Origin of the sequence: Novosphingobium sp. Fuku2-ISO-50, assembly GCF_001519055.1 — a bacterium.
Taxonomy (GTDB): Bacteria; Pseudomonadota; Alphaproteobacteria; order Sphingomonadales; family Sphingomonadaceae; genus Novosphingobium.
Map to the genome: position 1 here is coordinate 63,090 of NZ_KQ954286.1, position 21,688 is coordinate 84,777.

Annotated in this window: 17 protein-coding genes; 6 read left to right on the forward strand and 11 right to left on the reverse strand. The window is 65.2% G+C overall.

The features are described from left to right. Position 1: 1 nt before the first annotated feature. From AQZ50_RS03280 to AQZ50_RS03300, 5 genes are read right to left on the reverse strand one after another with little or no spacing between them, the layout of a single operon-like run. Complete coding sequence (locus tag AQZ50_RS03280; RefSeq protein WP_067742633.1) at positions 2 to 1,264, reverse strand: sarcosine oxidase subunit beta family protein; 1,263 nt, start codon at positions 1,262 to 1,264, stop codon at positions 2 to 4. Position 1,265: 1 nt separating this feature from the next. Further along, a complete protein-coding gene (locus tag AQZ50_RS03285; protein WP_067742636.1) occupies positions 1,266 to 2,402 on the reverse strand; it encodes an NAD(P)/FAD-dependent oxidoreductase in 1,137 nt (378 codons plus the stop codon). After that, the gene (locus AQZ50_RS03290; protein ID WP_067742639.1) at positions 2,399 to 3,937 is read right to left on the reverse strand and encodes an FAD/NAD(P)-dependent oxidoreductase; all 1,539 of its coding nucleotides are present in this window, start codon (positions 3,935 to 3,937) and stop codon (positions 2,399 to 2,401) included. Before AQZ50_RS03290 ends, AQZ50_RS03285 begins: the two co-directional genes overlap by 4 nt. Then, positions 3,934 to 5,193, reverse strand: coding sequence for a cystathionine gamma-synthase family protein (locus tag AQZ50_RS03295; protein ID WP_067742642.1), 1,260 nt, complete (start codon positions 5,191 to 5,193; stop codon positions 3,934 to 3,936). Before AQZ50_RS03295 ends, AQZ50_RS03290 begins: the two co-directional genes overlap by 4 nt. Further along, positions 5,183 to 6,430: an aromatic ring-hydroxylating oxygenase subunit alpha gene (locus tag AQZ50_RS03300; RefSeq protein WP_082703385.1), complete on the reverse strand. Its 1,248-nt coding sequence runs from the start codon at positions 6,428 to 6,430 to the stop codon at positions 5,183 to 5,185. The genes AQZ50_RS03295 and AQZ50_RS03300 overlap by 11 nt, the downstream gene beginning before the upstream one ends. Before the next feature lie 215 nt (positions 6,431 to 6,645). On the opposite strand from AQZ50_RS03300, the gene AQZ50_RS03305 reads away from it, so the two are divergent. Beyond that, positions 6,646 to 7,707 (forward strand): LysR family transcriptional regulator, encoded by a 1,062-nt coding sequence (locus AQZ50_RS03305; protein WP_082703386.1) that lies wholly within the window; start codon positions 6,646 to 6,648, stop codon positions 7,705 to 7,707. A gap of 9 nt (positions 7,708 to 7,716) precedes the next feature. On the opposite strand, the gene AQZ50_RS03310 is transcribed toward AQZ50_RS03305, so the two are convergent. The 3 genes from AQZ50_RS03310 to glpK form a co-directional block, all read right to left on the reverse strand. Further along, the gene (locus tag AQZ50_RS03310; protein ID WP_231730085.1) at positions 7,717 to 8,514 is read right to left on the reverse strand and encodes a hypothetical protein; all 798 of its coding nucleotides are present in this window, start codon (positions 8,512 to 8,514) and stop codon (positions 7,717 to 7,719) included. 83 nt (positions 8,515 to 8,597) lie between these two features. After that, positions 8,598 to 8,726, reverse strand: coding sequence for a hypothetical protein (locus AQZ50_RS21110; protein WP_255354590.1), 129 nt, complete (start codon positions 8,724 to 8,726; stop codon positions 8,598 to 8,600). Positions 8,727 to 8,750: 24 nt separating this feature from the next. After that, positions 8,751 to 10,244: a glycerol kinase GlpK gene (gene glpK, locus AQZ50_RS03315; RefSeq protein WP_067742645.1), complete on the reverse strand. Its 1,494-nt coding sequence runs from the start codon at positions 10,242 to 10,244 to the stop codon at positions 8,751 to 8,753. A 125-nt stretch (positions 10,245 to 10,369) separates the two neighbouring features. On the opposite strand from glpK, the gene AQZ50_RS03320 reads away from it, so the two are divergent. Both AQZ50_RS03320 and AQZ50_RS03325 read left to right on the forward strand, forming a co-directional pair. Next, positions 10,370 to 11,875, forward strand: a complete 1,506-nt coding sequence (locus tag AQZ50_RS03320; protein ID WP_067742648.1) for a glycerol-3-phosphate dehydrogenase — start codon at positions 10,370 to 10,372, stop codon at positions 11,873 to 11,875. Next, the gene (locus tag AQZ50_RS03325) at positions 11,868 to 12,641 is read left to right on the forward strand and encodes a DeoR/GlpR family DNA-binding transcription regulator (RefSeq protein WP_067742651.1); all 774 of its coding nucleotides are present in this window, start codon (positions 11,868 to 11,870) and stop codon (positions 12,639 to 12,641) included. The genes AQZ50_RS03320 and AQZ50_RS03325 overlap by 8 nt, the downstream gene beginning before the upstream one ends. A gap of 1 nt (position 12,642) precedes the next feature. On the opposite strand, the gene AQZ50_RS03330 is transcribed toward AQZ50_RS03325, so the two are convergent. From AQZ50_RS03330 to AQZ50_RS03340, 3 genes are read right to left on the reverse strand one after another with little or no spacing between them, the layout of a single operon-like run. After that, complete coding sequence (locus AQZ50_RS03330) at positions 12,643 to 14,433, reverse strand: acyl-CoA dehydrogenase C-terminal domain-containing protein (protein ID WP_067742654.1); 1,791 nt, start codon at positions 14,431 to 14,433, stop codon at positions 12,643 to 12,645. Between the two features lie 20 nt (positions 14,434 to 14,453). Beyond that, positions 14,454 to 16,802 carry a 3-hydroxyacyl-CoA dehydrogenase/enoyl-CoA hydratase family protein gene (locus AQZ50_RS03335; RefSeq protein WP_067742657.1) on the reverse strand — a complete coding sequence of 783 codons (2,349 nt, stop codon included), beginning with the start codon at positions 16,800 to 16,802 and terminating at the stop codon, positions 14,454 to 14,456. After that, positions 16,802 to 17,935 (reverse strand): thiolase family protein, encoded by a 1,134-nt coding sequence (locus tag AQZ50_RS03340; RefSeq protein ID WP_067742660.1) that lies wholly within the window; start codon positions 17,933 to 17,935, stop codon positions 16,802 to 16,804. The genes AQZ50_RS03335 and AQZ50_RS03340 overlap by 1 nt, the downstream gene beginning before the upstream one ends. 201 nt (positions 17,936 to 18,136) lie before the next feature. Here AQZ50_RS03340 and AQZ50_RS03345 point away from each other — a divergent pair, with 201 nt between their 5' ends. From AQZ50_RS03345 to AQZ50_RS03355, 3 genes are all read left to right on the forward strand, one after another. Further along, positions 18,137 to 18,577, forward strand: a complete 441-nt coding sequence (locus tag AQZ50_RS03345) for a DUF2147 domain-containing protein (protein WP_231730086.1) — start codon at positions 18,137 to 18,139, stop codon at positions 18,575 to 18,577. 69 nt (positions 18,578 to 18,646) lie between these two features. After that, the gene (locus tag AQZ50_RS03350; protein WP_067742666.1) at positions 18,647 to 19,969 is read left to right on the forward strand and encodes an OmpP1/FadL family transporter; all 1,323 of its coding nucleotides are present in this window, start codon (positions 18,647 to 18,649) and stop codon (positions 19,967 to 19,969) included. Positions 19,970 to 20,049: 80 nt separating this feature from the next. After that, entirely contained in the window at positions 20,050 to 21,681 is a 1,632-nt protein-coding gene (locus AQZ50_RS03355) for a long-chain-fatty-acid--CoA ligase (protein WP_067742670.1), read from the forward strand. The last annotated feature ends 7 nt before the right edge of the window (positions 21,682 to 21,688 follow it).

Below are 21,688 nucleotides of genomic sequence, written 5' to 3' on the forward strand. Positions count from 1 at the left end.
CTCAACGGTTTTGCGGCATGGGGCCGGCGCCCGCTTCATCGATCGTGCGCCCTTGTGCAAAGCGCGCAAGATCAAACGGGGCGGCGATCGGATGGCTTTGCCCGGTGGCGAGCAAATGCGCGTAAAGCCGTCCCGAGCCCGGCGTCGCCTTGAACCCGCCATAGCACCAGCCGCCATTGAGATAGAGCCCGTCGAGCGGGGTTTCGCCGATGATCGGCGACCCGTCAAAGCTCATGTCCGTCACCCCCGCCCATGACCGCACCATGCGCAGCCGCGACAGCGCGGGGACCAGCGAAATCGCCTGCGCGATCGAATCTTCCAGCCGGATCGGCGCGCCCCGCTGCGCATAACTGGGAAAGAAATCGGGATCGCCGCCACCGACGATGCCGCCCTTGTCGCTTTGCGAGAAATAGCAGTGCAGCGTCTGCGACATGACCACGGTATCGATCATCGGCTTGACCGGCTCGGTCACCCAGGCTTGCAAAGTGTGGCTTTCGATCGGCAGCTTCAGCCCGGCCAGCCCGGCGACATGGCCGCTGTTGCCCGCAACGCAGATCCCGGTACGCCCGGCGGCGATGTCGCCGCGCGTGGTGCGCACGCCGGTCACGCGGTTGCCTTCCCGCAGGAATCCGGTGACTTCGCAATTCTCGATGATGTCGACGCCCAGATTGTCGGCGGCGCGCGCAAAGCCCCAGGCGACCGCATCGTGCCGCGCCGTCCCGCCGCGCCGCTGGATCAGCCCGCCCTCGATCGGCCAGCGCGCATCGCGGCCCATGTCGAACAGCGGCACCAGCCGCGCCACGGCATCGCGGTCGATCAGATCCGCATCGATCCCCATCGCGATCAGCGCGTCGCCGCGTTCGGCCAGCCGCGCCATGTCGGCATCGCTGTGCCCCAGAAACAAGGCGCCGCGCGGCGAAAACATGACGTTGTAATTCAGCTCGTCGGACAGGCCGTGCCACAGCTTGAGCGAATATTCGAGCAGGCGCTGCAACTGCGGCTGGCGATAGTTCGACCGCACGATCGTCGTGTTGCGCCCGGTGTTGCCGCCGCCGATCCAGCCCTTTTCGATCACTGCGACCCGGCGAATGCCATGATCTTTCGCCAGATAGTAGGCGGTGGCGAGCCCATGCCCGCCGCCGCCGATGACGATGACGTCATAAGGGCCGCGCGGCTCGCCCGCGCGCCAGGCCCGCCCCCAATGGCGATGACCGCCCAGCGCGCCGCGCAGCAGGGAAAGCGCCGAATAGCGCCCCGCCCCCACCTCAGGCCGCGCTCAGCGAGAGCCAGCCGCAGGCCTCGCGCCAATCGGGCGCAAGGCCGGCAAAGCGCGCCAGCGACAGCTTGGCAATGTCGGTAAAGCTGCATTGCCCGTCGACGACGAGATCGCGCACGGCATGGCCGGTCGCAGGCGACAGGCCAAAGCCGACCCCCGACATCGTCGCGATGACCAGATTGTCGATCCGGTCGATGACCGGGCGCCCGTCCGGGGTGTTTTCGATGATCCCCGCCCACGAACGGATCACGTGGAGATGCGCCGCCTTGGGGAACAATTCGGCCACACGCCGCGCGAGGCCCCGCGAAAGGGGCGTCGTCGGACGCGCGCGCACGCCTTCGGGTCGGGTCTCGATCCATTCGTGCGGCCCGCCGCCAAAGGCAAGATTGCCGCGCAAGGTCTGGCGGCCGTAGAGCCCGTTGCCATCGACTCCGCCCAGCTGCATCAGCGGCATCGGCTCGGTCACGATCATTTCCGCGCGCCCGGCCATCAGCGGCACATCGATCCCGATCGGCGCCAGCAAGCCAGCGATCTGCGGCCCCGCCGCAACGACCAGCGCGCCGCACGAAAAACGCCCTTGCGGCGTGGTCACAGCGCAGACTTGCCCGCCCGTGCGTTCGATCGACAAGACCGGACAATGCTGCAAGATCCGCCCGCCCAGGTCCTGCAGCGCCCAGGCAAAGGCCTGCACCGTGCGCTGCGGATTGGCATGACCGCCAAATCGGAAATGAATCCCGCCCAGGCAATTGTCCCCCGCGATCGGCACCATTGCGCGCGCGGTCTGTCCGTCGATCCGGTCGACACGCCAGCCCATCGCATCGCACATATCGGCAACGAAATGATAATGATCGAGATCGTGCGGGTCGGTCGCGATGATCACGCGCTCGGCCTGATGCTCGGTGGGATAGCCGAGCAAATCGTCCATCATCGGCCAGAGCCGCTGTTCCTCGGCAAACAGCGGGCTCTGGTAATGGCTTGCCCCGCCGCCGTTGCGGCTCGACGCTTCGGCGCCGACCGTGCCCTTGTCGAGCACGAGCACGCGCAATCCATCACGCGCCAGCCACCAGGCCGATGACAGCCCGGTAACTCCGGCGCCGATGACGATCACATCGTAATGCCCGCTCACAGGTGTCCGCTCCCGCCGATGGTGGCCAATTTGCGCGCTTCTTCTTCGGTGCCGATGTCGCGATAGGGTATCCATTGCGTCGCGATGCCGAACCACACGTCCCAACCTGCGCGCATCGCGGCGTTTTCCTGCCAGTCGGCCATCACGCCCAGCGGCACCGGGCGCACCGGCACACGCCAATTGCCGCGCGGCGCCGATTTGGGCGGCAGGTTTGCAGCCATGGCGAGCAAGAGCGAGACTTGTTCGCGGCAGCGCCGCCCCTGGCACGGCCCCATCCCCGCGCGGGTCAGCCGCTTGACTTGCTCGGCATCGGGCGGTCCGTCTTCGAGCAGCGTGCAAAGCGAACGGCCTGCCATGTGCGCAGAGCGCGACAGGTATTGCGGCGGCTGCACGCCGATCAGGTCGGCGCGGCTGACCTCTTCGCACTGGCAGACCAGCGTCGTGTCGGGGCTCGTCGCGACCAGCGCGCGCAACCAGTCGCTGCGATAGGCCATGCGGTCGAAATCGTCGGAAATATGCGGCAGCATCGCCTCTTGCCCGAGCGCCAGCGCCATGACCGCGCGCCCTTGCGCCTCGGCCGCCGCGCGCGATCCCGTCAATCCGGTCGCCGCGCCCGCCAGCCAGATCCCGGGCAGGACTTCGCCCGCGCCGCCGGGAATGACCGCCCCGCCGCGCAACGGCTCGGTCACGACGCTCGCCCCTGCGACTTCGGCCAGTTCGATCGCGGGGACGGCATCGACCGCCATGATCACCGTGTCGCACGCGATCCCATGTTCGGCGCCATCCGCAGAAGCGACGATCACCCGCTCGACCCCGTCGATCCCGCCCTCGGCACGGAGCACGCTGTGCCCGGTCAAAACCGACAGCCCCCCGGCGTCACCCTGCGCCGCATCGCGCACTTCGATCAGCGCAGCGACCTCGATCCCGTGCTCGAGCGCCAGATGCGCCGTATCGAGCGCCAGCGCGCCGGAGCCCAGGATCACCACCCGCCGCCCGGCAAAGGCGTCATAGCGCCGCACCAAAGTGTCAAACGCCAGCGCCCCCATCACCCCGTGCAGATCCCACCCGGCAAAGGCCAGCGCACAATCGCGCGCGCCGGTCGCCAGAACGAGCCGTTCATAGCCGATCGTCCAGGCCTTTTGCCCATCGGACAGTCCGAGCATGGCGCGCGGCAAGGCGCCGCACGCCTCGCGATTGCGCCACAGCCCCCAGGCCGTCGTGCCAAGCCGGACATCGACCCCCGCCTCGAAACAGTCCGCAATCAACGGTTCGTTTTCGACCAGCGTTTCGATCAACCGTTCGGGCGCCTGCAAGGCGGCGGTGGCGCGGGCACCAAACCAATAGGGCACATCGTGGCCCGCAAGCACCGCAGGAACCGGATGTTCGTCGATCAGCAGAACCTGCCGCCCGGCGCGCGCAGCTTCGAGCGCGGCGCCAAGTCCGGCGGGGCCCGCGCCGACGATCACGATGTCATGCAGTTCATCGGGCGCGGCGATCTTGCCATCAATTGCATAGGGATCGTGAATCCGGGTCATACGTGCTCCAGCGCCTGGGCAAAGTCGGCAATCAGATCGTCGGGATGTTCGATCCCCACCGACAGGCGGATCGTGCCCTCGGTAATCCCCCCGGCGGCGCGCGCCTCGGCAGGAACGTTGTAATGCGTGGTGGTCGCCGAATGGCAGGCCAGCGTTTCAGAGCCGCCGAGGCTGACCGCCTGTTTCACCAGTCGCAACCCGTCGAGCAGGCGAAATGCCTCCGCCTCGCCGCCATGGAGATGAAACGAAAAGGTCGATCCCGCGCCTTTGCACTGGCGGTCATAGACCATGCGCTGCGGCGTTCCTTCGGGCAGGAAGCCGAGGAAGGTGACGCCCGCGACTTTGCCATGATCGCGCAAAAACGCAGCGACCAGCGCGGCATTCGACATCGCGCGCTCCGAGCGCACCGCCACGCTTTCGAGCGAGCGCAAGACCAGCCAGCAGGTGAACGGATCGCAATGGCTGCCCAGCATGGTGCGCCATTGCAGCAAGGGCGCGATCACTTCGGCGCGCCCGCTCACCCCGCCGGCCAGCAGATCGCTGTGCCCGCCGCAATACTTGGTGAGCGACGTCATCGTCAGATCGACACCCAGTTCGACCGGGCGTTGCGCAAAGGGCGCAAGAAACGTGTTATCGCAGACCACCAGCGGCCGACGCCCGATGCGCGCGCCGATTTCATCGGCAATCGCCACGACCAGCGCAATGTCGGTCAGCGCTGCGGTGGGATTGGCCGGGGTTTCGATCACGATCAGCGCGAGCGGGCCCTGCGCCAGCGCCAGTTCCGCCTGTGCACGGATATGATCGCCATCGCAGCCATCGCCAATCGGCACGGCGTGGACGCCGAAATGCGGCATCATCTGATTATAGAGCGCCTCGGTCCCGCCATAGATCGGTCGGCTGTGCAACACGCTGTCGCCGGGGCGCAGATGGGTCAGCGCGATCGCGCTGTGCGCCGCCATGCCCGAGGCGAACACCGCCGCGCTTTGTGCGCCGTCGATTGCGGCCAGCCGCGTTTCGAGCATGGCGAGATTGGGATGCGACAGGCGGGCATAGATATAGGCAGGCTGGCCCGCCATCGGCCCGGTGCCGCGAAAATAGGCTTCGTGGATCGCGCGCGCCTGTTCCGCGCTTTCATAGACAAACGTGGATGTCAGATAGACCGGCGGCTTGGCCGCGCCGCTGGCGCTCGCCGGGTCATAGCCCGCCATGATCGCCAGCGTTTCGGGATGGAACGTCGCGCCCGGTTCATGCGGCATGCAGTTGCCCTTTTACCCCCTGTTTCCCATCCACCAGTTGCTCATCCAGATATTCCGCCGCGCGGGCGCAGTACCAGTCGACAAATCGCAGCACGAGCACTTCGGCCTCGGGCGAATAGGGACCAGGCACATAGCCCGGACTGTCGACCCCGGCCTGGTTGTTTTCCGCCAGTTCCTTGTCCTGCAGGTTGGTGGTGTGCCACGGCTCGGCAATCGCTTCGCCATCGTAATCCACGCCATCGACCGCATCCTTGTGCACCAGCCACTTCGCAGTCACCAGCGTTTCCTTTGGCCCCGTCGGCATGGCGCTGAAGAAGAACAGGATCTCGCCCGTGGCATGGGCAAAGCTATGCGGTTCGAGCGCCCAGCGCAGCGAGCCGATGTCGCCATCGCCAAGTTTGCACATCAACTTTTTCGAAGCCGGCGCGCCGTCCACGGTCATCGATTTCATGCCGGGATTGAGCGGGAAACGCAGCGCCTGCCACCAATCTTCGCCAACCGGACCGCAAGGCAGGCCGACGTCCGCCATGCGCTCTTCGAATTGCCGGGCATGCTCTGCCCCGCCATAATCGAAATAGGCGCTGCTCCCGACAGGAAAGGTGCGCGACAGTTCGGGGTGCGAGCCCTGACAGTGATAGCATTCGCGCCCGTTTTCCATCACGAGCTTCCAGTTCGCGTATTCGACCAGCGTTTCGACACGCGCCACTTTTGCGTTTTCGAGGTCGTGCGGTGCCAGCACCGTTTCCATGTCGGTGCGAAACTGTTCGAAGGCTGGCGGATTGTCGGACAGGCAGATATAGATCACCCCCGCCACCACTTCGAGCCGCACCGGACGAAGCCCGTGTTCGCCGGTGTCGAAATCGTCGGGCATGCGCGCCGCGCTCAACAGCGAGCCATCGAGGTTATACGTCCAGCGGTGATAGGGGCAGACGATGCGCGGGCTCTTGCCCAGCCCTTCCTTGCACAAGACCGCGCCGCGATGCCGACACGAATTGTGAAAGGCCAGGATCTGCCCATCGCGCCCGCGCACGATCAACACCGGCCATGGCCCGATCCTGATCGAGGTATAGCTGCCCGGATCGGGGACTTCGCACGTAAACCCGGCCATCAACCATGACCGGGCATAGATCGCATGAAGGTCGAATTCGAACATGGCGGGATCGTTGTAAAGCGCCTGCGGCAAAGTGTAGCCCGGCCGCCGGGCGGCCAGCGCCGCGCTGATCTGAGCGAGATCCACGTGTCATGTCCCCTTTTTCATGGCTGCAGACGCCTGACCGGGCCCGCTCACCGGGCGCGGGACATCGCCCGCAAAGAGGCTTGCCCGAACCGTGTCGTTCACGGCATTTTGATGACATGAGGAAGCGCAAGGCAGCGAATCCCATTAAGTCATGACCATATTCGATTTTTCGTGCAGCCTTTTTTACGGGTGGAACGCGTCATCGCTTTCGGAGCATGCTATTGAGCGAGATCATTGACAACGCCAAAGCCGAAGCCCGGGCCCCCGGATCGGCGCGGACCAAACGCAACGGAGCCGACACGATCGCGAGCAACCGTCTGATCAATCGCCGCTGGCTTCCGCTCAACGCGCTGCGCGCGTTCGAGGCTGTGGGCAGACACCTGAGCTTTACTGCCGGGGCGCAAGCGTTGACCGTGTCGCAAAGCGCGATGAGCCGCCATGTCTCCAGTCTGGAAGACCTGATCGGCAAGCCGCTGTTCGACCGCTCCGCCAGCGGCCTGCGCCTGACACCGGCGGGCGAAATCCTGCTGCCGGTGGTGGCCAAATGCCTCGATCGGCTCGAAGAAACGATCAATACGGTGCGCAACCGCGACAGCGAAAGCCGCCCGCTGCGGCTGCATATCCCGCCCTCGCTGCTCTATCAGACCGCGCTGCCGCTGCTGCACGGATTTCGCCGCGAACATCCCGAAATCCGCCTGGATGTCACCACGTCGAATGTGACGGGTACGCCGCAAGGCAATGTCGACATGGCGATCGTGTTCGACCGGCCCAATGTCGATGACCGGGTTACCGATCTGTTGTGGATGGTGCGCGTCGCCCCGCTCTGTTCGCCCGCGACCTGGGCCGCACACCAGGGCAAGACGCTCGAAGCCTTTTTGCAGGCCGCCGAATTGCTGCATGTAAAGCTCGACAACGAACCGCGCGGACTGTTGTGGAGCACCTATGCCGATCAGCAACGCGTACACATCGACGCGGGCGGCGGGCTGGCGTTCGACACCGCCTATTCGGCCGTGCGCTATGCCATCGGCGCAACGGGCGTCGTGCTGGCCGACATCGACATGTTTGCCGACGAGATCGCCGCCGGAACGCTGGTCATGCCGTTTCCCTGCATCAGCGCCGACGGCTATGGCTATTACCTGAAAACCCATGCCGAAGACCTGTCGGACCCGGCGATCTTTCTGCTGCGCGACTGGATCATCGCCCATTTCGCGCGCGGGGCTCAGGGGCGCGGTCAGGATTTGGGCGAGGACATGCAGCGCATGGCGCCAGGCACGTGATGCGGCCTGTTACCCGACCGGAATCCCGATGATGAGCTTGACGATGACGTCATCCTTGCTCGTGCCATAGCCCTTGCCGACCCCGGCGTTGAAATCCCAGCGCCCGACTTTCGTATCGAGCGCGATAAAGGTCGACTGGTCGCTGCCCGAAAAATTGCCGAGATTGCGCAAATTGCCGACCCCGTTGTAGCTTTCGACCCCGAGCACGGTGTTTTCGGTGAGCTTGTAGCCGAGCTTGGTCGCCACCTGGACGTCCGCCGGGGTCTTGGCCGGGCCCGACAGCGCAAAGTCGAAATTGGCGTTGGCGCCGACAATCCACTTGTTCCCTTCCCAGCCGCCGATCAGCTTGATTTCGTTGTTCCAGGGGTTCTGGTCAAGCCGATAGCCCACTCGCCCGACTTCATAATTGATCCCGTAGAAAAACCCGCGCTCACTGTGTTGGCCCAGCCATTTGACACGCACTTTCCAGCCGTCGGCGCGAAAATGCCCGGCACTGTCAAGCGTGGTCAACGGCAGATAGGCGCCGAGTTCAAAATGATCGTCCAGCGCATAGGACCATTCAGGTGTGAGCCGAAGGCGATGCAGGCTCGATTGTGCGCCTGGATAGTCCGGGCTTGCGTCGCCGGAAGCCACATCGTTGACATGAAGCTCAAGCCCCGGCTGATGCGGGAGATTGATGTCGTTCATGTAAACCTGGATTTCCTCGTCGGCGGCATGGGCCGCGCCAGAGCTCGCCAAGCCAAAAACCGCGGCGCAACAGACCAGCGCCAGACGCGGCGCCGAAGAAAAACGAGCGGACAAAGTCATTCCGAGGGTTCCCGACGCCATAAGACCCCCGTCCCTTGCGACAGAATTGTGCGCCGCACAAGGTGCCTGACAGGCCGGAGCCATCACCCCTTGTGCGTCGATCCCGTTTGCTCGATCCGCACGCCGTCAAACCCCGCAAACATCGCCACAACCGCCAGTCCCAGCGCCAACGCGGCAATAATCAGCGCCACCCGGACATATCCGTTCTTCATTCTCGCCCCCGCGCGAATCACCGGTCATCGCCGTGAAAGCGTGCGCGATACCGCATCCTGCCACCCGGCGACCAGTCCTGCGCGTCGCGCAGCATCCATTGCCGGGACAAACCGCGCACCGCGCTGCCAGGTGTGCGCCAGCGCATCGAGCCCGCTCCACACCCCGACGGCCAGCCCGGCATGAAACGCCGCGCCCAGCGCCGTGGTTTCGAGATGGTCCGGCCGCTCGACCGGGGTGTCGAGCAAGTCGGCGAGAAACTGGCACAACCAGTCGTTGGCCGCCATGCCGCCGTCGACGCGCAACGCCGCCGGCCAGGTCGCGCCATCGGCCGCCATCGTCGCGGCCAGATCGCGCGTCTGAAAACCGACCGATTCCAGCGCCGCCCGCGCCAGATGCGCCTGGGTCGAACCCAGCGTCAGCCCAAAGATCGCGCCGCGCGCGTCCGGATCCCAATGCGGCGCGCCCAGCCCGGCAAACGCGGGAACCATATACACGCCGTGCGAATCCTCGACGCTGGTCGCCATATCGTGCGTCTGGCTGGCGTGGGTAATCACGCCAAGCCCGTCGCGCAGCCACTTGATCGCCGCCCCGGCAACAAAGATCGAGCCTTCAAGCGCATACGTCATCTGCCCGTTCAGCCGATAGGCGGGTGTGGTCAGCAATCCGCCGCGGGACGCCAGCGCCTTGTCCCCGGTGTTGAGCAGCATGAAGCAGCCTGTGCCATACGTCGATTTGGCCTCGCCCGGCTGAAAACACACCTGGCCAAACAGGGCCGCCTGTTGGTCGCCCGCCATCCCGGCAATCGGGATCGGCGTTTCGAACAGGCCCGGCGCGGTCGTGCCGAACAGGCGGCTGTTGTCATGCACTTGCGGCAGGATCGCCATCGGCACGCGCAACAGGCGGCACAAGTCTTCATCCCATTGCTGGCGATGGATGTCATAGATCAGCGTGCGCCCGGCATTGGTGACGTCGGTTGCATGAACCGCGCCGCCGGTCAGCCGCCAAAGCAGGAAACAGTCGATCGTGCCAAAGGCCAGTTCGCCGCGTTCGGCGCGCGCCCGCGCGCCGGGAACATGATCGAGAATCCAGGCGATCTTGGTCCCTGAAAAATAGGGGTCGAGCACCAGTCCGGTGCGTTCCCTGACCAGCGGCTCGGCGCCGTCTGCTTTCAACGCGTGGCACGTTTCGGCGGTGCGCCGATCCTGCCAGACGATTGCGCGATAGATCGGCTCTCCGCTTGCACGATCCCAGATCACGGTCGTTTCGCGCTGGTTGGTAATGCCGATCGCGGCAATCCCGGCTGCGCTCAGCCCGGCGCGCGCGATCGCCTCGTTTGCCGTGACCAGGACATCGCGCCAGATGTCCTCCGGATCGTGCTCTACCCATCCGGCGGCGGGGTAATGCTGGGCAAATTCCGCCTGCGCGGTGGCGACGGGGCGCGCGTCCGCGTCAAACACGATCGCCCGGGTCGAAGTGGTGCCCTGGTCTATCGCCAGAATGTGCTGCGCGCTGCTCATGCCGATGCCCTCTCGCATTTTCGTTTGATGTTCGTTATAGCGCGTTTCTGTTCGTTTCAAATTCGTTTTTGCATAGCGCGCGGGCGATGCCCGCCCGGAGCATTTCACCCCCGGAGCATTTCACCATGGCCGTTGAAGAGCAAGTCGATCTGCTGATCGTGGGCGGCGGAATCAACGGCGCGGGGATCGCGCGCGATGCCGCCGGGCGCGGGCTGTCGGTCATGCTGGTCGAGGCCGAGGATCTGGCGCAACACACCTCGTCGGCTTCGACCAAGCTGATCCATGGCGGGCTGCGCTATCTCGAATACGGCGAATTCCGCCTCGTGCGCGAGGCGCTGATCGAGCGCGAACGGCTGTGGGGCATGGCCCCGCATATCATCTGGCCCTTGCGCTTCGTCCTGCCGCAACTCCATTCGCCGCGCCCGACCTGGATGGTGCGGCTCGGCCTGTTTCTTTACGATCACCTTGGCGGTCGCAAGCGCCTGCCCGCGACCGAAACCATCGATCTGCGCCACGCACCGCAAGGCGCCGGGCTCAATCCGGGCGTGGCCTGCGCCTTTGTCTATTCCGACTGCTGGGTCGAAGACAGCCGACTGGTCGTGCTCAATGCCATGGATGCCGCCGCGCGCGGCGCCACCGTGTTGACGCGCACGCGGCTCGTCTCGGCCCGGCGCGAAAACGGCGGCTGGGTGGCGACTATCGCCGATGCGGCGGGCCGGCGCACCGTTTGCGCCCGTGCGCTGGTCAATGCCGCAGGCCCCTGGGTCGAAGATGTCATTCAGCGCACGCACACCGCTAACCAAGGGTCGCGCGGCGTACGCCTGATCAAGGGCAGCCATATCGTGCTGCCCCGGCTCTATCCCGGCGATCACGCGTTCCTTTTGCAAAACCCCGACCGACGCGTGGTCTTTGCCATTCCCTATGAAGGCGAATTCACGCTGATCGGCACGACCGACGAAGCATGGACCGCCCCGCCGGGGCCCGCCACGATTGACCAGAGCGAAATCGACTATCTGCTCGACACCGTGCGCCGCTATTTCGCGGTCAACATCGGGCCGGACGCCATCCGCTGGACTTATTCGGGAATCCGCCCGCTCCATGACGATCATGCCGCCAAAGCTGCAGCGGTGACGCGCGACTATGTGCTCGATCTCGATACGGTCGATGGCGCTGCCCCGATGCTCAGCGTGTTCGGAGGCAAGATCACCACCTTTCGCAAGCTGGCCGAACATGCGCTGGAAAAGCTGGAGCCGCATTTCCCGATGGCCGGCCCGGCGTGGACGGCGGGCGCGGTCTTGCCGGGCGGAGACTTGCCCGGCGGCGACTTCGATGCCTTTGTCGCCGAATTGGGGGGCGAACATCCCGCGCTTCCCCGCCCGCTGCTCCGCCGCCTCGCGCGCGCCTATGGCACCCGCGCCGAAGAGGTGCTGACCGGGGCGCGGACGATGGACGATCTCGGACGCGATTTCGGCGCCGGGCTGACCGAGGCCGAGCTGGTCTATCTCGCGCGCAACGAGTGGGCCGTCACCGCGCAAGACGTGCTGTGGCGGCGCAGCAAGATGGGGCTGCATGTCCTGCCGCAGACCGCCGATCAGGTCGATGCCTTCCTTGCCGGGCTGCGTCATGGCTAAGCAGCCGGGGAGCCCGACGCGCCGTGCCGCGATCCTCGCGGCGGTGCGCCGTGCGGGCGAAGCCAATGTCGCCGCACTCGCCGCCGCATTTTCAGTCACGCCACAGACCATCCGCCGCGATCTCAATCATCTGGCCGATCGCGGGTTGATCGCGCGGGTCCATGGCGGGGCAGAGCTCGGCTCGGGCATTGCCAATGCCCGCTATGACGAACGGCGCGGCATGGCGGCCCAGGCCAAGGCGCGGATCGGCGCCGCCGCTGCCGCGCTGGTGCCCGAAGGCGCCTCGCTGTTCATCAATATCGGCACGACGACCGAGGCCGTCGCGCACCATCTGGTCGATCATCAAAGGCTGATGGTGGTGACCAACAATCTCAATGTCGTCGATTGCCTGTTGGGGCGCGAAGGCATTGCGGTCATCGCTGTCGGCGGGCAAGTGCGCGCCGGAGATCGCGCGGTGATCGGCGCCCTGGCGGATCAGTTCATCGACAATTTTCGCGTCGATCTGGCGCTGATCGGCGCCTCGGGGCTGACCGAAGAGGGCGACCTGGTCGATTTCGATGCCGACGAAGTGCTCGTCGCGCGGCGCATCATCCGGCAGGCGAAAACAGTCATTCTCGTTGCCGACAGCAGCAAGTTTGGCCGCGCGGCGCCGATCCGCATCGCCGGGGCGGATGCGATCGACCATCTCGTCACCGACCGCCTGACCAGCCCGGCATTGCGCGCCGCACTGGTCAGGCAGGGGGTGACGATTACCGAAACCGGCTAAATCAGAACGCGGCTTCGTCGAGCGCCATCGTCGAGGCCTTGCCCGCCTTGATCGCCAGAAACGCCGCCGTCGCTTGCGGCAACAGGCGGTCGTAGAAGAAGCGGGCAGTCTGGACCTTCGCGGTGTAGAACGCCGCGTCATCGGTCCCTTCGGCCAGCCGCGCCTGCGAGACCTTGACCGCGCGGGCAAAGATAAAGGCCATCGCAACCAGCCCCATCAGCCGCAAATAGTCGGTCGCCGCCGCGCCCGCTTCTTCGGGATCGCGCATGCCGCGCTCGGCAATCATCGCGGTCGCGCCCTGCAAGGCTTCGAACGCCCGCTTCAGCCCGGTCACAAACGGCGCAAGCCCCGCATAGGCCCCATTGTCCTCGATAAAGGCCGAAATCGGGTGAAACAGGCCGCGCAGATTGCGCCCCATGTTCGCCGGCAGCTTGCGACCGACCAGATCGAGCGCCTGAATGCCGTTGGTGCCTTCATACAGCATCGCGATGCGCGCATCGCGCATGTATTGCTCGACGCCGCTTTCACGAATGAAGCCGTGCCCACCATAGACCTGCACCGCAAGGCTCGCGCTTTCGAGGCCAAGGTCGGTGAACAGCGCCTTGACGACCGGTGTCATCAGCGCGACGAATTCGGCGGCGCGAGTGCGGGTCGGCGCATCTTCGGCATGCTTTTCCGCATCGAGCGCGCGCGAGACCCAGCCCGCGATGCCCCGGCACCCTTCGTTCCAGGCGCGCATGGTCAACAGCATGCGGCGCACATCGGGATGCACGATGATCGGGTCGGCGGGCATTTCGGGATGCTTCGTCCCCGCCAGCGAGCGGCCCTGCACGCGGTCCTTGGCGTACCACACGGCCGCCTGATAGGCCGCTTCGCCGATGCCCAGCCCCTGAATGCCGACGCCGACGCGCTCCGCATTCATCATCGTGAACATCGCTTCGAGCCCGCGATGCGGCTCGCCGACCAGCCAGCCGGTCGCCTCTTCAAACAGCATCTGGCACGTGGCCGAAGCCTTGATGCCCATCTTGTGTTCGATCGCGGTACACCGCGCCTCGTTGCGCACGGTCCATGCGCCTTGTGCATCGGGCAGGAACTTGGGCACGAGGAACAGGCTGATCCCCTTTACGCCCTTGGGCGCATCGGGCAGGCGCGCCAGCACGAGATGGACGATATTGTCGGTCAGATCCTGTTCGCCGGCCGAAATGAAGATCTTGGCGCCCGACACGCGATAGCTGCCGTCTTCGACAGGGTCGGCGCGGGTACGCAACAGGCCGAGATCGGTGCCGCAATGCGGCTCGGTCAGACACATCGTCCCCGACCATTCGCCGCCGACCATTTTCGGCAGATAAGTCGCCTTGAGCGCGTCCGAAGCATAGCCGTCGATCGCCGCAATCGCCCCGTTGGTCAGCCCCGGATAGAGGCTGAACGAGACATTGGCGGCGCAGACCATTTCATCGACCAGCTTGCCCAGCGCTTCGGGCAAGCCCTGCCCGCCCCATTGAGTCGGCAGGACAAGCGCGTTCCACCCGGCGGCGACGAACTGGTCCCAGGCAGCCTTGAACCCGGCGGGCGTGCGCACCGCGCCGTCTTCAAAGTGACAGCCTTCCTCATCGCCGCTGCGGTTGAGCGGCGCGATCACGCCATCGCAGATCCTGGCCGCTTCGGTCAGCACCGCATCGGCAAGGTCGGGGGTGATCTCGGCAAAGGCGGACAGATCGCCAAAGCCGTCGCCCGCGTGAAGTTCATTGAGCACAAAGCGCATGTCGCGCAAAGGCGGGGAATAGACCTGCATATCCAGGTTTCCTTTATCTATCAGTTACGCAGGGGCTTGCCGGTGGTGAGCATGTGCTCGACGCGGGCCTGCGTTGCGGGATGGCGGACAAGCGCGAGGAACGCCTTGCGTTCGAGCGCCAGAAGATCGCCCTCGGTGACGGTGTCGACCAGATCGGCCTCGCCGCCGGTCAACACGTCGGCCAGATGCCCGGCGACCACCGCGTCATGCGGCGTTGCCTTGCCCTGTGCGCGGAACCCTTCGACGGCGAGCGTCAACGCCGCCTTGCCCCCGGCGCCCGGCAAGCGGAACGTCGGCGACGCGGGCGGCTGATAGCCCGGAACCAGCGCCAGCGCGCGGGCCTTGGCATCGGCCAGCAGGCGATCGCGGTTCATCGAAATGCCGTCGTTCGGACGCAGGAAGCCAAGCTCGACCGCCTGTGCCGCCGATTTCGACACAGTCGCGGTCGAAATCGTTTCGAACACTTTCGATACCGCAGGCATCGGGCCTTTGGGCATCCCCGGCATGGCCTGCCCCCCAATACCCTGCCAACGCGCGAGCATTTCGCCGCAGCCGCCCCAGCCCGGGACCAGCCCGACCCCGCATTCGACGAGGCCGATATAGCTTTCGGCATGGGCCTGGACCGCGTCGGCATGAAGCACGACCTCGCACCCGCCGCCCAATGCCATGCCCGCAGGCGCGGCGACGACCGGGAACGGCGCATATTTCAGCGCCTTGAGCGCCATCTGCCCGCCCCCGACAAGCTTTTCGATCTCGCCCCAGGCCGCGATATTGACGGCAAACATGGCAAGGCCGAGATTGGCGCCCGCCGAGAAATTGCCGCCTTCGTTATAGATCACCAGCGCCTTGAAATTCTTGGCAACGAGCGGCACCGCCTGCCCGATGAGCTTGAGGATTTCGCCGTCGATGGCGTTCATCTTCGAGGTGAATTCCAGCGCGGCAACGCCATCGCCGATGTCCCACAGCGCGGCAGAACCGTTCCTGATGATCGGCTTGGCCGACAGCTTGATGTCCTCGAGCAGCAGCACGCCTTCGGGGCGGACCACATCGCGATAGACGCCATCAAGCCCGAGTACCTGCCGCTTGCCCGCTTCGATGCGATAGAACGGACGCCCGGCGGCGACATGCAGAATGTCGGGAACGGGGCGCCCTTCGGCTTCGAGCCGGGCGACGAAATCGGCCACGCCGATCCGGTCGATCAGTTCGAACGGGCCATATTTCCAGTTATAGCCAAGCTTCATCGCGACATCGATCGCCACGACATCATCCGATGCCTGCGGCACGAGCGCGGCGGCATAGCTGAGCGTTGCGCCGAGAATCGCCCAGGCATAGGCCCCGGCTTTGCCCGGCAGCGCGAGCAGCGCCTTCAGATCCCTTTGCGCTGCGCCCGGAATCGGCGCGGCCTTGCCTTGCGGACGGTATTCACCGGAGATCAGGTCGATCGCCTCGCGCCGTTTGCCCGCCTCGCGGTTGACACGATAGAAACCGCCCTTGCCCTTTCGTCCGGTATAGCCGTCGGCAATCATCCGATTGATCAGCGGGTGATCGACGGCAATCGCCTGATAGGGATCGTCTGCGGGCAGAGTGCTGGTCAGGCTGGCCTTGAGATGCGGCATGAGATCGATGCCGACCAGATCGACCAGACCGAAAATCCCGGTGCGGGGCACGCCCATCGGCTTGCCCGCCAAGGCATCGGCGTCTTCGACCGACAGACCGAGTTCGAACGCCGCATTGACCGCGCTTTGCAGCCAGAACGTGCCCACGCGGTTGGCAAGAAAGCCCGGCGTATCCTTGCACGCGACGATCGTCTTGCCCAAAGTGCGGTCGGCAAAGTCGGAAATCCGCGCCACGAGCGCAGGATCGCTCTGCGGCCCGGCGACAACTTCAAGCAGCCTCATGTAGCGCGGCGGATTGAAGAAATGCGTGATGAAGAAATCGCGCGCAAAGGCCTCGCCGCGCCCGGTGACGAGGTGCCCGAGCGGGATCGTCGACGTGTTGGACGTCACCGCCGTACCCGGACGGCGCACCGCTTCGAGCTTTTCATAAAGCGCGTGCTTGAGATCGAGCCGCTCGATGATCGCCTCGATCACCCAGTCGCATTCGGCGACGCGGGCAAGGTCATCCTCGATATTGCCGACTTCGACCAGTTTGGCCGCCTTGCGCGACATGAAGGCGGCGGGCTCGGCCTTTTCCAGCCGCTTGAGCGCGCCCGCGGCAACCGCATTGCGATCGGCGGGGTCACGCACGATGTCGAGCAGCAGGACCGGGATACCGGCATTGGCGACTTGCGCGGCGATGCCTGCGCCCATCACCCCGGCGCCGATGACGCAAACCTTTTTGACAGGTCCGATGGTGTCCGACGTGCTCATCAGATCGCCTCCAGCACGGTGGCGATGCCCTGCCCGCCGCCGATGCACTGCGTGGCCAGCGCAAACCGGCCGCCCTCGCGCTGCAACAGCGAGGCCGCCTTGCCGACGATGCGCGCGCCGGTCGCGCCGAGCGGATGGCCGAGCGCGATCGCGCCGCCATCGAGGTTGATCTTCGCCGGATCGAGCCCGAGATCGGCGATGCAGGCCAGTGACTGGCTGGCAAAGGCCTCGTTCAGTTCGACGATATCGAGGTCAGCAACGGAAATCCCGGCGCGTTCCAGCGCCTTGCGGCTCGATTCGACCGGGCCGATGCCCATGATGTCGGGGCTGCAGCCCGAAATCGCCGTGCTGCGGATACGCGCCAGAATGGGCAGGCCACGCGCACGGGCATAGTCTTCGCTCGCCACGAGCACCGCGCTCGCCCCGTCGGTCAAGGGCGAGGCCGTGCCCGCCGTAACCGTGCCGGTGGCGCTGAACGCGGGCTTGAGCCCGGCCAGGCCTTCCGCCGTGGTGCCGGGGCGCGGGCAACCATCGGCATCGACGAGCCCGGCCCTGGTCATGATCGGAACGATTTCATCGACCAGTTTGCCCGCCGCGATGGCCGCAGCCGCCTTGTGCTGGCTGGCGAGCGCAAAGGCCTCTTGCGTGGCGCGGTCGATGCCGTACCGCGTGGCCAGGTTTTCGGCGGTATCACCCATGCCGATATAGGCGCTGCTGGTCTTGGCCAGCGCCGGATTGGGCAGCGGGTTGAAGCCCAGCATCGGCACGCGGCTCATGCCTTCGACGCCTGCGGCGATGAACACTTCGCCCGCGCCGAGCGCGATCTGTCCGGCGGCATAGTGTACCGCGCTCATCGACGAGCCGCAGAACCGGTTGACCGTCATGCCGCCGGTGGCCAGCGGGAGCCCGGCCAACAGGCCGATCAGCCGTGCGACGTTGAAGCCCTGCTCCCCTTCGGGAAAGGCGCAGCCGACGACCAGATCCTCGATCGCCGCCGGATCGATTCCGGTGCGTTCGACCAGCGCGCGGACAACCGCTGCGGCCAGATCGTCGGGGCGGGTACGCGCCAGCGCGCCCTTGCCGGCAAGGTGAAACGGTGACCGGGCGTAACCCGCAATAACGACGTTGGGCATCACGATTCCTTTTCAGATCAATCTTTTCAGGCCAGGCTTTTTCACGGAAGAGGGACGAATCCATAGCCCCGCAACGCGAACAGCGCAGCTTACTTCTCTAAGGGTGCGCAACTTTCCCTATACGTCAATCAAAATTTGCGGCATAGGTTGATTCGTCACGGCGAAAGACGCCGGTCGCGTTGGGCGCAAGGATGCAAGACTATGAGGGGACTTATCCAGGTCATCACCGGTATGGCTGCGACTATCGCGGCATTGACCGGCGCCGCCGAGGCTTCTGCCCGGCCCGAAGATGCCATTGGCCGCTGGGCCACACCGTCAAAACACGGAATCGTCGAAATCGCCCCATGCGGTTCGGGCGTTTGCGGCCACCTGATCGAATCCGATTCGATCCGGACCAACCCCGACATGCGCGATGCCAAGAACAGCGATTCCGCGCGGCGCACCCGCCTGCTCAAGGGCCTGATGCTGCTCGAAGGATTTCATCGCGGGAAAAACGGCTGGGACGGCGGCACGATCTACAATCCCGAAGACGGCGGCACTTATCACGCCACGATCACGCTTTCGGGCACCGACACTCTGAATCTCAAGGGATGCATCGTCTGGCCGCTTTGCAAAAGCCAGACCTGGCAGCGCATTCGTTGATCAACCGGCGCGCCCGCGCGCTGCGGGTGCCCTTATCTACCCCCAACCCAATCTGGATTTGAGAAAAGCATGACAGACAAATCGCGCGTTGCACGACTTCTTGCCACGTCCCTGATTGCCGGCGCCGGGCTTTGCGCAACGGCGCAGCCGGTCTTTGCCGCCGGTTTCTACATCCAGGAACAATCGGCACGCGGCGCGGGCCGCGCCTATTCGGGCGAAATCGCCGATACCGGGCCTGACAGCCTGTGGTGGAATCCCGCCGCGATCGGCGGCATGACCGGCGGCGAAGCCTCGTTCAATGCCACGGCAATCCTGCCGCGTGCGACGGTAACCGATACCGGCACCCTGATCGTGCGCCCGGGCCAGAGCGCGGCAACCGTCGGCGGCAATCCGACCACGCGCAACCCGATCGACAACGGCGTCGTGCCGCAGGGCGCCATTGCCCACGCGCTGACCAATCAACTTGCCGTCGGCCTTGCGATCAGTGCGCCGTACAATTTCACCACGACTTATGCATCGGACAGCTTTGCGCGTTATTCTGCGCTGACGACCCGGCTGCGCACATTCGACATTCAGCCGAGCCTTGCCGTCCATTTCGACGCGCCCCACGGCGTCGGCGTGAACTTTGGCGCGGCGGTCAATATCGAACGCACCACCGCGACATTCGGCAATGCCCTGCCCAATCTGTCCGCAGAACTGCCCGACGGGCTGCAAGAGCTTTCGGGCCATGGCTGGGATGCCGGCTTTACGCTGGGCACGCGGATTTCCGCCGGTCCGCTGAGCTTTGGCGCCAGCTACAAGTCGTCGATCAACCACCATCTCGACGGTCAGATCGCGGTGACCGGCCTGCTGTATCAGCTTGCCGCGTACAACGGCACAACTACGACCAGCGCGTCGTTTGCAACGCCGTGGCAGCTCGGCGCGGGCGTGCGCTATCAATTGACCAAGCGCTTCACGCTCGATGCCGAAGTGACCCGCTTTGGCTGGAGCAAGTTCAACCAGATCAACCTCGGCGCGCCGCTCAATACCGCGATCCCCGAAAATTATCGCAACACCTGGAACTATGCGCTCGGGCTCGATGTTGACCTTGGCCACGCCTGGACGGTGCGCGGCGGGATCCAGCGCGATCTTACCCCGGTGCGCGAAGATCAGCGCGATGCGCGCGTGCCCGACAGCAGTCGCTGGACCTTTGCACTGGGCGCAAGTCATGAGATCATCAAGGGGCTGACGCTTGACGCAGCGGTCAATTACCTGACTCTGGCGACGGCGGCGCTCGACCGTCCGACCGCAGCCTATGTCGGGTCTTCTGCCGTTACGCCGGTGCTGCTCAGCGGCGAAGTGACCTCGCCCAGCGTGGTCATCCTTTCGCTGGGCGGTCGCTTGCGCTTCTGATCCCGTCATACCCCGATACCGAGGCCGCCATGATCGCTTCTGCTTCCGACAGCACCCCTTCCCTCTGGCAACCACCGGTCATGCTGATCGGTGACCTGCTGACACGGACAGTGCGCGATCATGGCAACCGGCCCGGGGTCGATTTCCTGGGCCGGACCTGGACCTGGGCCGCGATCGGTGACCTTGTCACGCGCGCGGCCCGCGGATTGCAGGATCTCGGTCTCAAAAAGGGCGACCGGCTGGCGCTATGCCTGCCCAACACGCCGCATTATATCGCGCTCTATTACGCCGCCGCGCGGATCGGTGTGGTGCTGGTCAATTGCAATCCGCTCTACACACCACGCGAATTGCGGCACTTGCTGAACGATTCGGGCGCGGTGGCGATCGCCGTGCCCGACATCGCCGAATTTCATGACAAAGTGCTCGAAGTCGCGCCCGACAGTGCCTTGCGCGCTGTCGTGATCTGCCCGATGGCCGGGATTCTGCCCTGGCCGCAGGCTTTGGGCTGGCGCCTGTTCAAACGGCGCGACCATGCCCGCATCCCGCCCAAGGGCACCGGGACGCTCACCCATATCGATTTCGGCGGTCTGACTCGCAATCGCGCGGCCCCCGACCCGGTCGAGCTTGCGCCCGGCGATCTGGCCGTTCTGCAATATACCGGCGGCACGACCGGCGTGCCCAAGGCGGCGATGCTGACCCATCGCAATCTGACTGCCAATGCGCTGCAACAGCATCGGCATATCGGCATAGAACTGCCCGCGCCGCAGCGGACCATGGCGGTGCTGCCGTTTTTCCACGTCTTTGCCTTGACCGCCGTGCTCGATTTCTCGGTCCTGATCGGCGCCGAACTCGTGCTTTTGCCGCGCTTTGAAATGAAGGCGATGTGCGCGGCGATGCGGCGCAAGCCGCCGACGATGTTCTTTGGCGTGCCGACGCTGTTCATCGCCATGAACGCGCTGGCCGACGCCGAACTGCCCGACATGAGCCGCGTGATCGCGTGCATTTCGGGCGGCGCGCCGCTGCCGTTCGACGTGCGCACGACTTTCGAACAGCGTACCGGGGTGCGCATTTGCGAAGGCTATGGCCTGACCGAGGCCTCGCCGGTGATCGCCTGCAATCCCGTATTCGGCGAAGCGCGCGCCAATTCGTGCGGCGTTGCCTTTCCCGGAACCATTCTCGAAATCCGCGACCGCGAATATCCAGAACGGGTGCTGCCGCAAGGTGAGCGCGGCGAAGTCTGCGCGCGGGGGCCGCAAGTCATGGCCGGGTACTGGAACAAGCCCGCCGATACCGCCGCAACATTCATCGATGGTGCGCTGCGCACCGGCGATGTCGGCTATTTCGACGAAGACGGCTATCTCTACCTGGTCGATCGGATCAAGGATCTGATCCTGTGCGGCGGCTATAATGTCTATCCCCGGGTGATCGAGGAAGCCGCCTATCTTCACCCCGCGATCGAGGAAGCGATCGCCATCGGCATTCCCGATCCCTATCGCGGGCAAAGCCCCAAGCTGTTCGTCAAACTGCACGAAGGCGCGGCCATCACGCCTGCCGAACTGCGCGCGTTTCTCGCCGAAAACCTGAGCAAGATCGAACTGCCCAAGGAAATCGAGATCCGCGCTTCGCTGCCGCGCACGATGATCGGCAAGCTGTCGAAAAAGGAACTCGTCGCCGAAGAACTGGCCCGCAGCGCCGTCCCGAATACACCTTGATCTCGCC

Excerpts from the sequence above, each read along its gene's own strand:
- AQZ50_RS03310 (WP_231730085.1), bottom strand. The coding sequence starts at position 8,514 with ATGACTTTGTCCGCTCGTTTTTCTTCGGCGCCGCGTCTGGCGCTGGTC.
- glpK (WP_067742645.1), bottom strand. The coding sequence starts at position 10,244 with ATGAGCAGCGCGCAGCACATTCTGGCGATAGACCAGGGCACCACTTCG.
- AQZ50_RS21110 (WP_255354590.1), bottom strand. The coding sequence starts at position 8,726 with ATGAAGAACGGATATGTCCGGGTGGCGCTGATTATTGCCGCGTTGGCG.
- AQZ50_RS03320 (WP_067742648.1), top strand. The coding sequence starts at position 10,370 with ATGGCCGTTGAAGAGCAAGTCGATCTGCTGATCGTGGGCGGCGGAATC.
- AQZ50_RS03340 (WP_067742660.1), bottom strand. The coding sequence starts at position 17,935 with ATGCCCAACGTCGTTATTGCGGGTTACGCCCGGTCACCGTTTCACCTT.
- AQZ50_RS03355 (WP_067742670.1), top strand. The coding sequence starts at position 20,050 with ATGCTGATCGGTGACCTGCTGACACGGACAGTGCGCGATCATGGCAAC.
- AQZ50_RS03345 (WP_231730086.1), top strand. The coding sequence starts at position 18,137 with ATGAGGGGACTTATCCAGGTCATCACCGGTATGGCTGCGACTATCGCG.
- AQZ50_RS03305 (WP_082703386.1), top strand. The coding sequence starts at position 6,646 with ATGCTATTGAGCGAGATCATTGACAACGCCAAAGCCGAAGCCCGGGCC.
- AQZ50_RS03295 (WP_067742642.1), bottom strand. The coding sequence starts at position 5,193 with ATGCCGCATGAACCGGGCGCGACGTTCCATCCCGAAACGCTGGCGATC.
- AQZ50_RS03350 (WP_067742666.1), top strand. The coding sequence starts at position 18,647 with ATGACAGACAAATCGCGCGTTGCACGACTTCTTGCCACGTCCCTGATT.
- AQZ50_RS03325 (WP_067742651.1), top strand. The coding sequence starts at position 11,868 with ATGGCTAAGCAGCCGGGGAGCCCGACGCGCCGTGCCGCGATCCTCGCG.
- AQZ50_RS03330 (WP_067742654.1), bottom strand. The coding sequence starts at position 14,433 with ATGCAGGTCTATTCCCCGCCTTTGCGCGACATGCGCTTTGTGCTCAAT.
- AQZ50_RS03335 (WP_067742657.1), bottom strand. The coding sequence starts at position 16,802 with ATGAGCACGTCGGACACCATCGGACCTGTCAAAAAGGTTTGCGTCATC.
- AQZ50_RS03290 (WP_067742639.1), bottom strand. The coding sequence starts at position 3,937 with ATGACCCGGATTCACGATCCCTATGCAATTGATGGCAAGATCGCCGCG.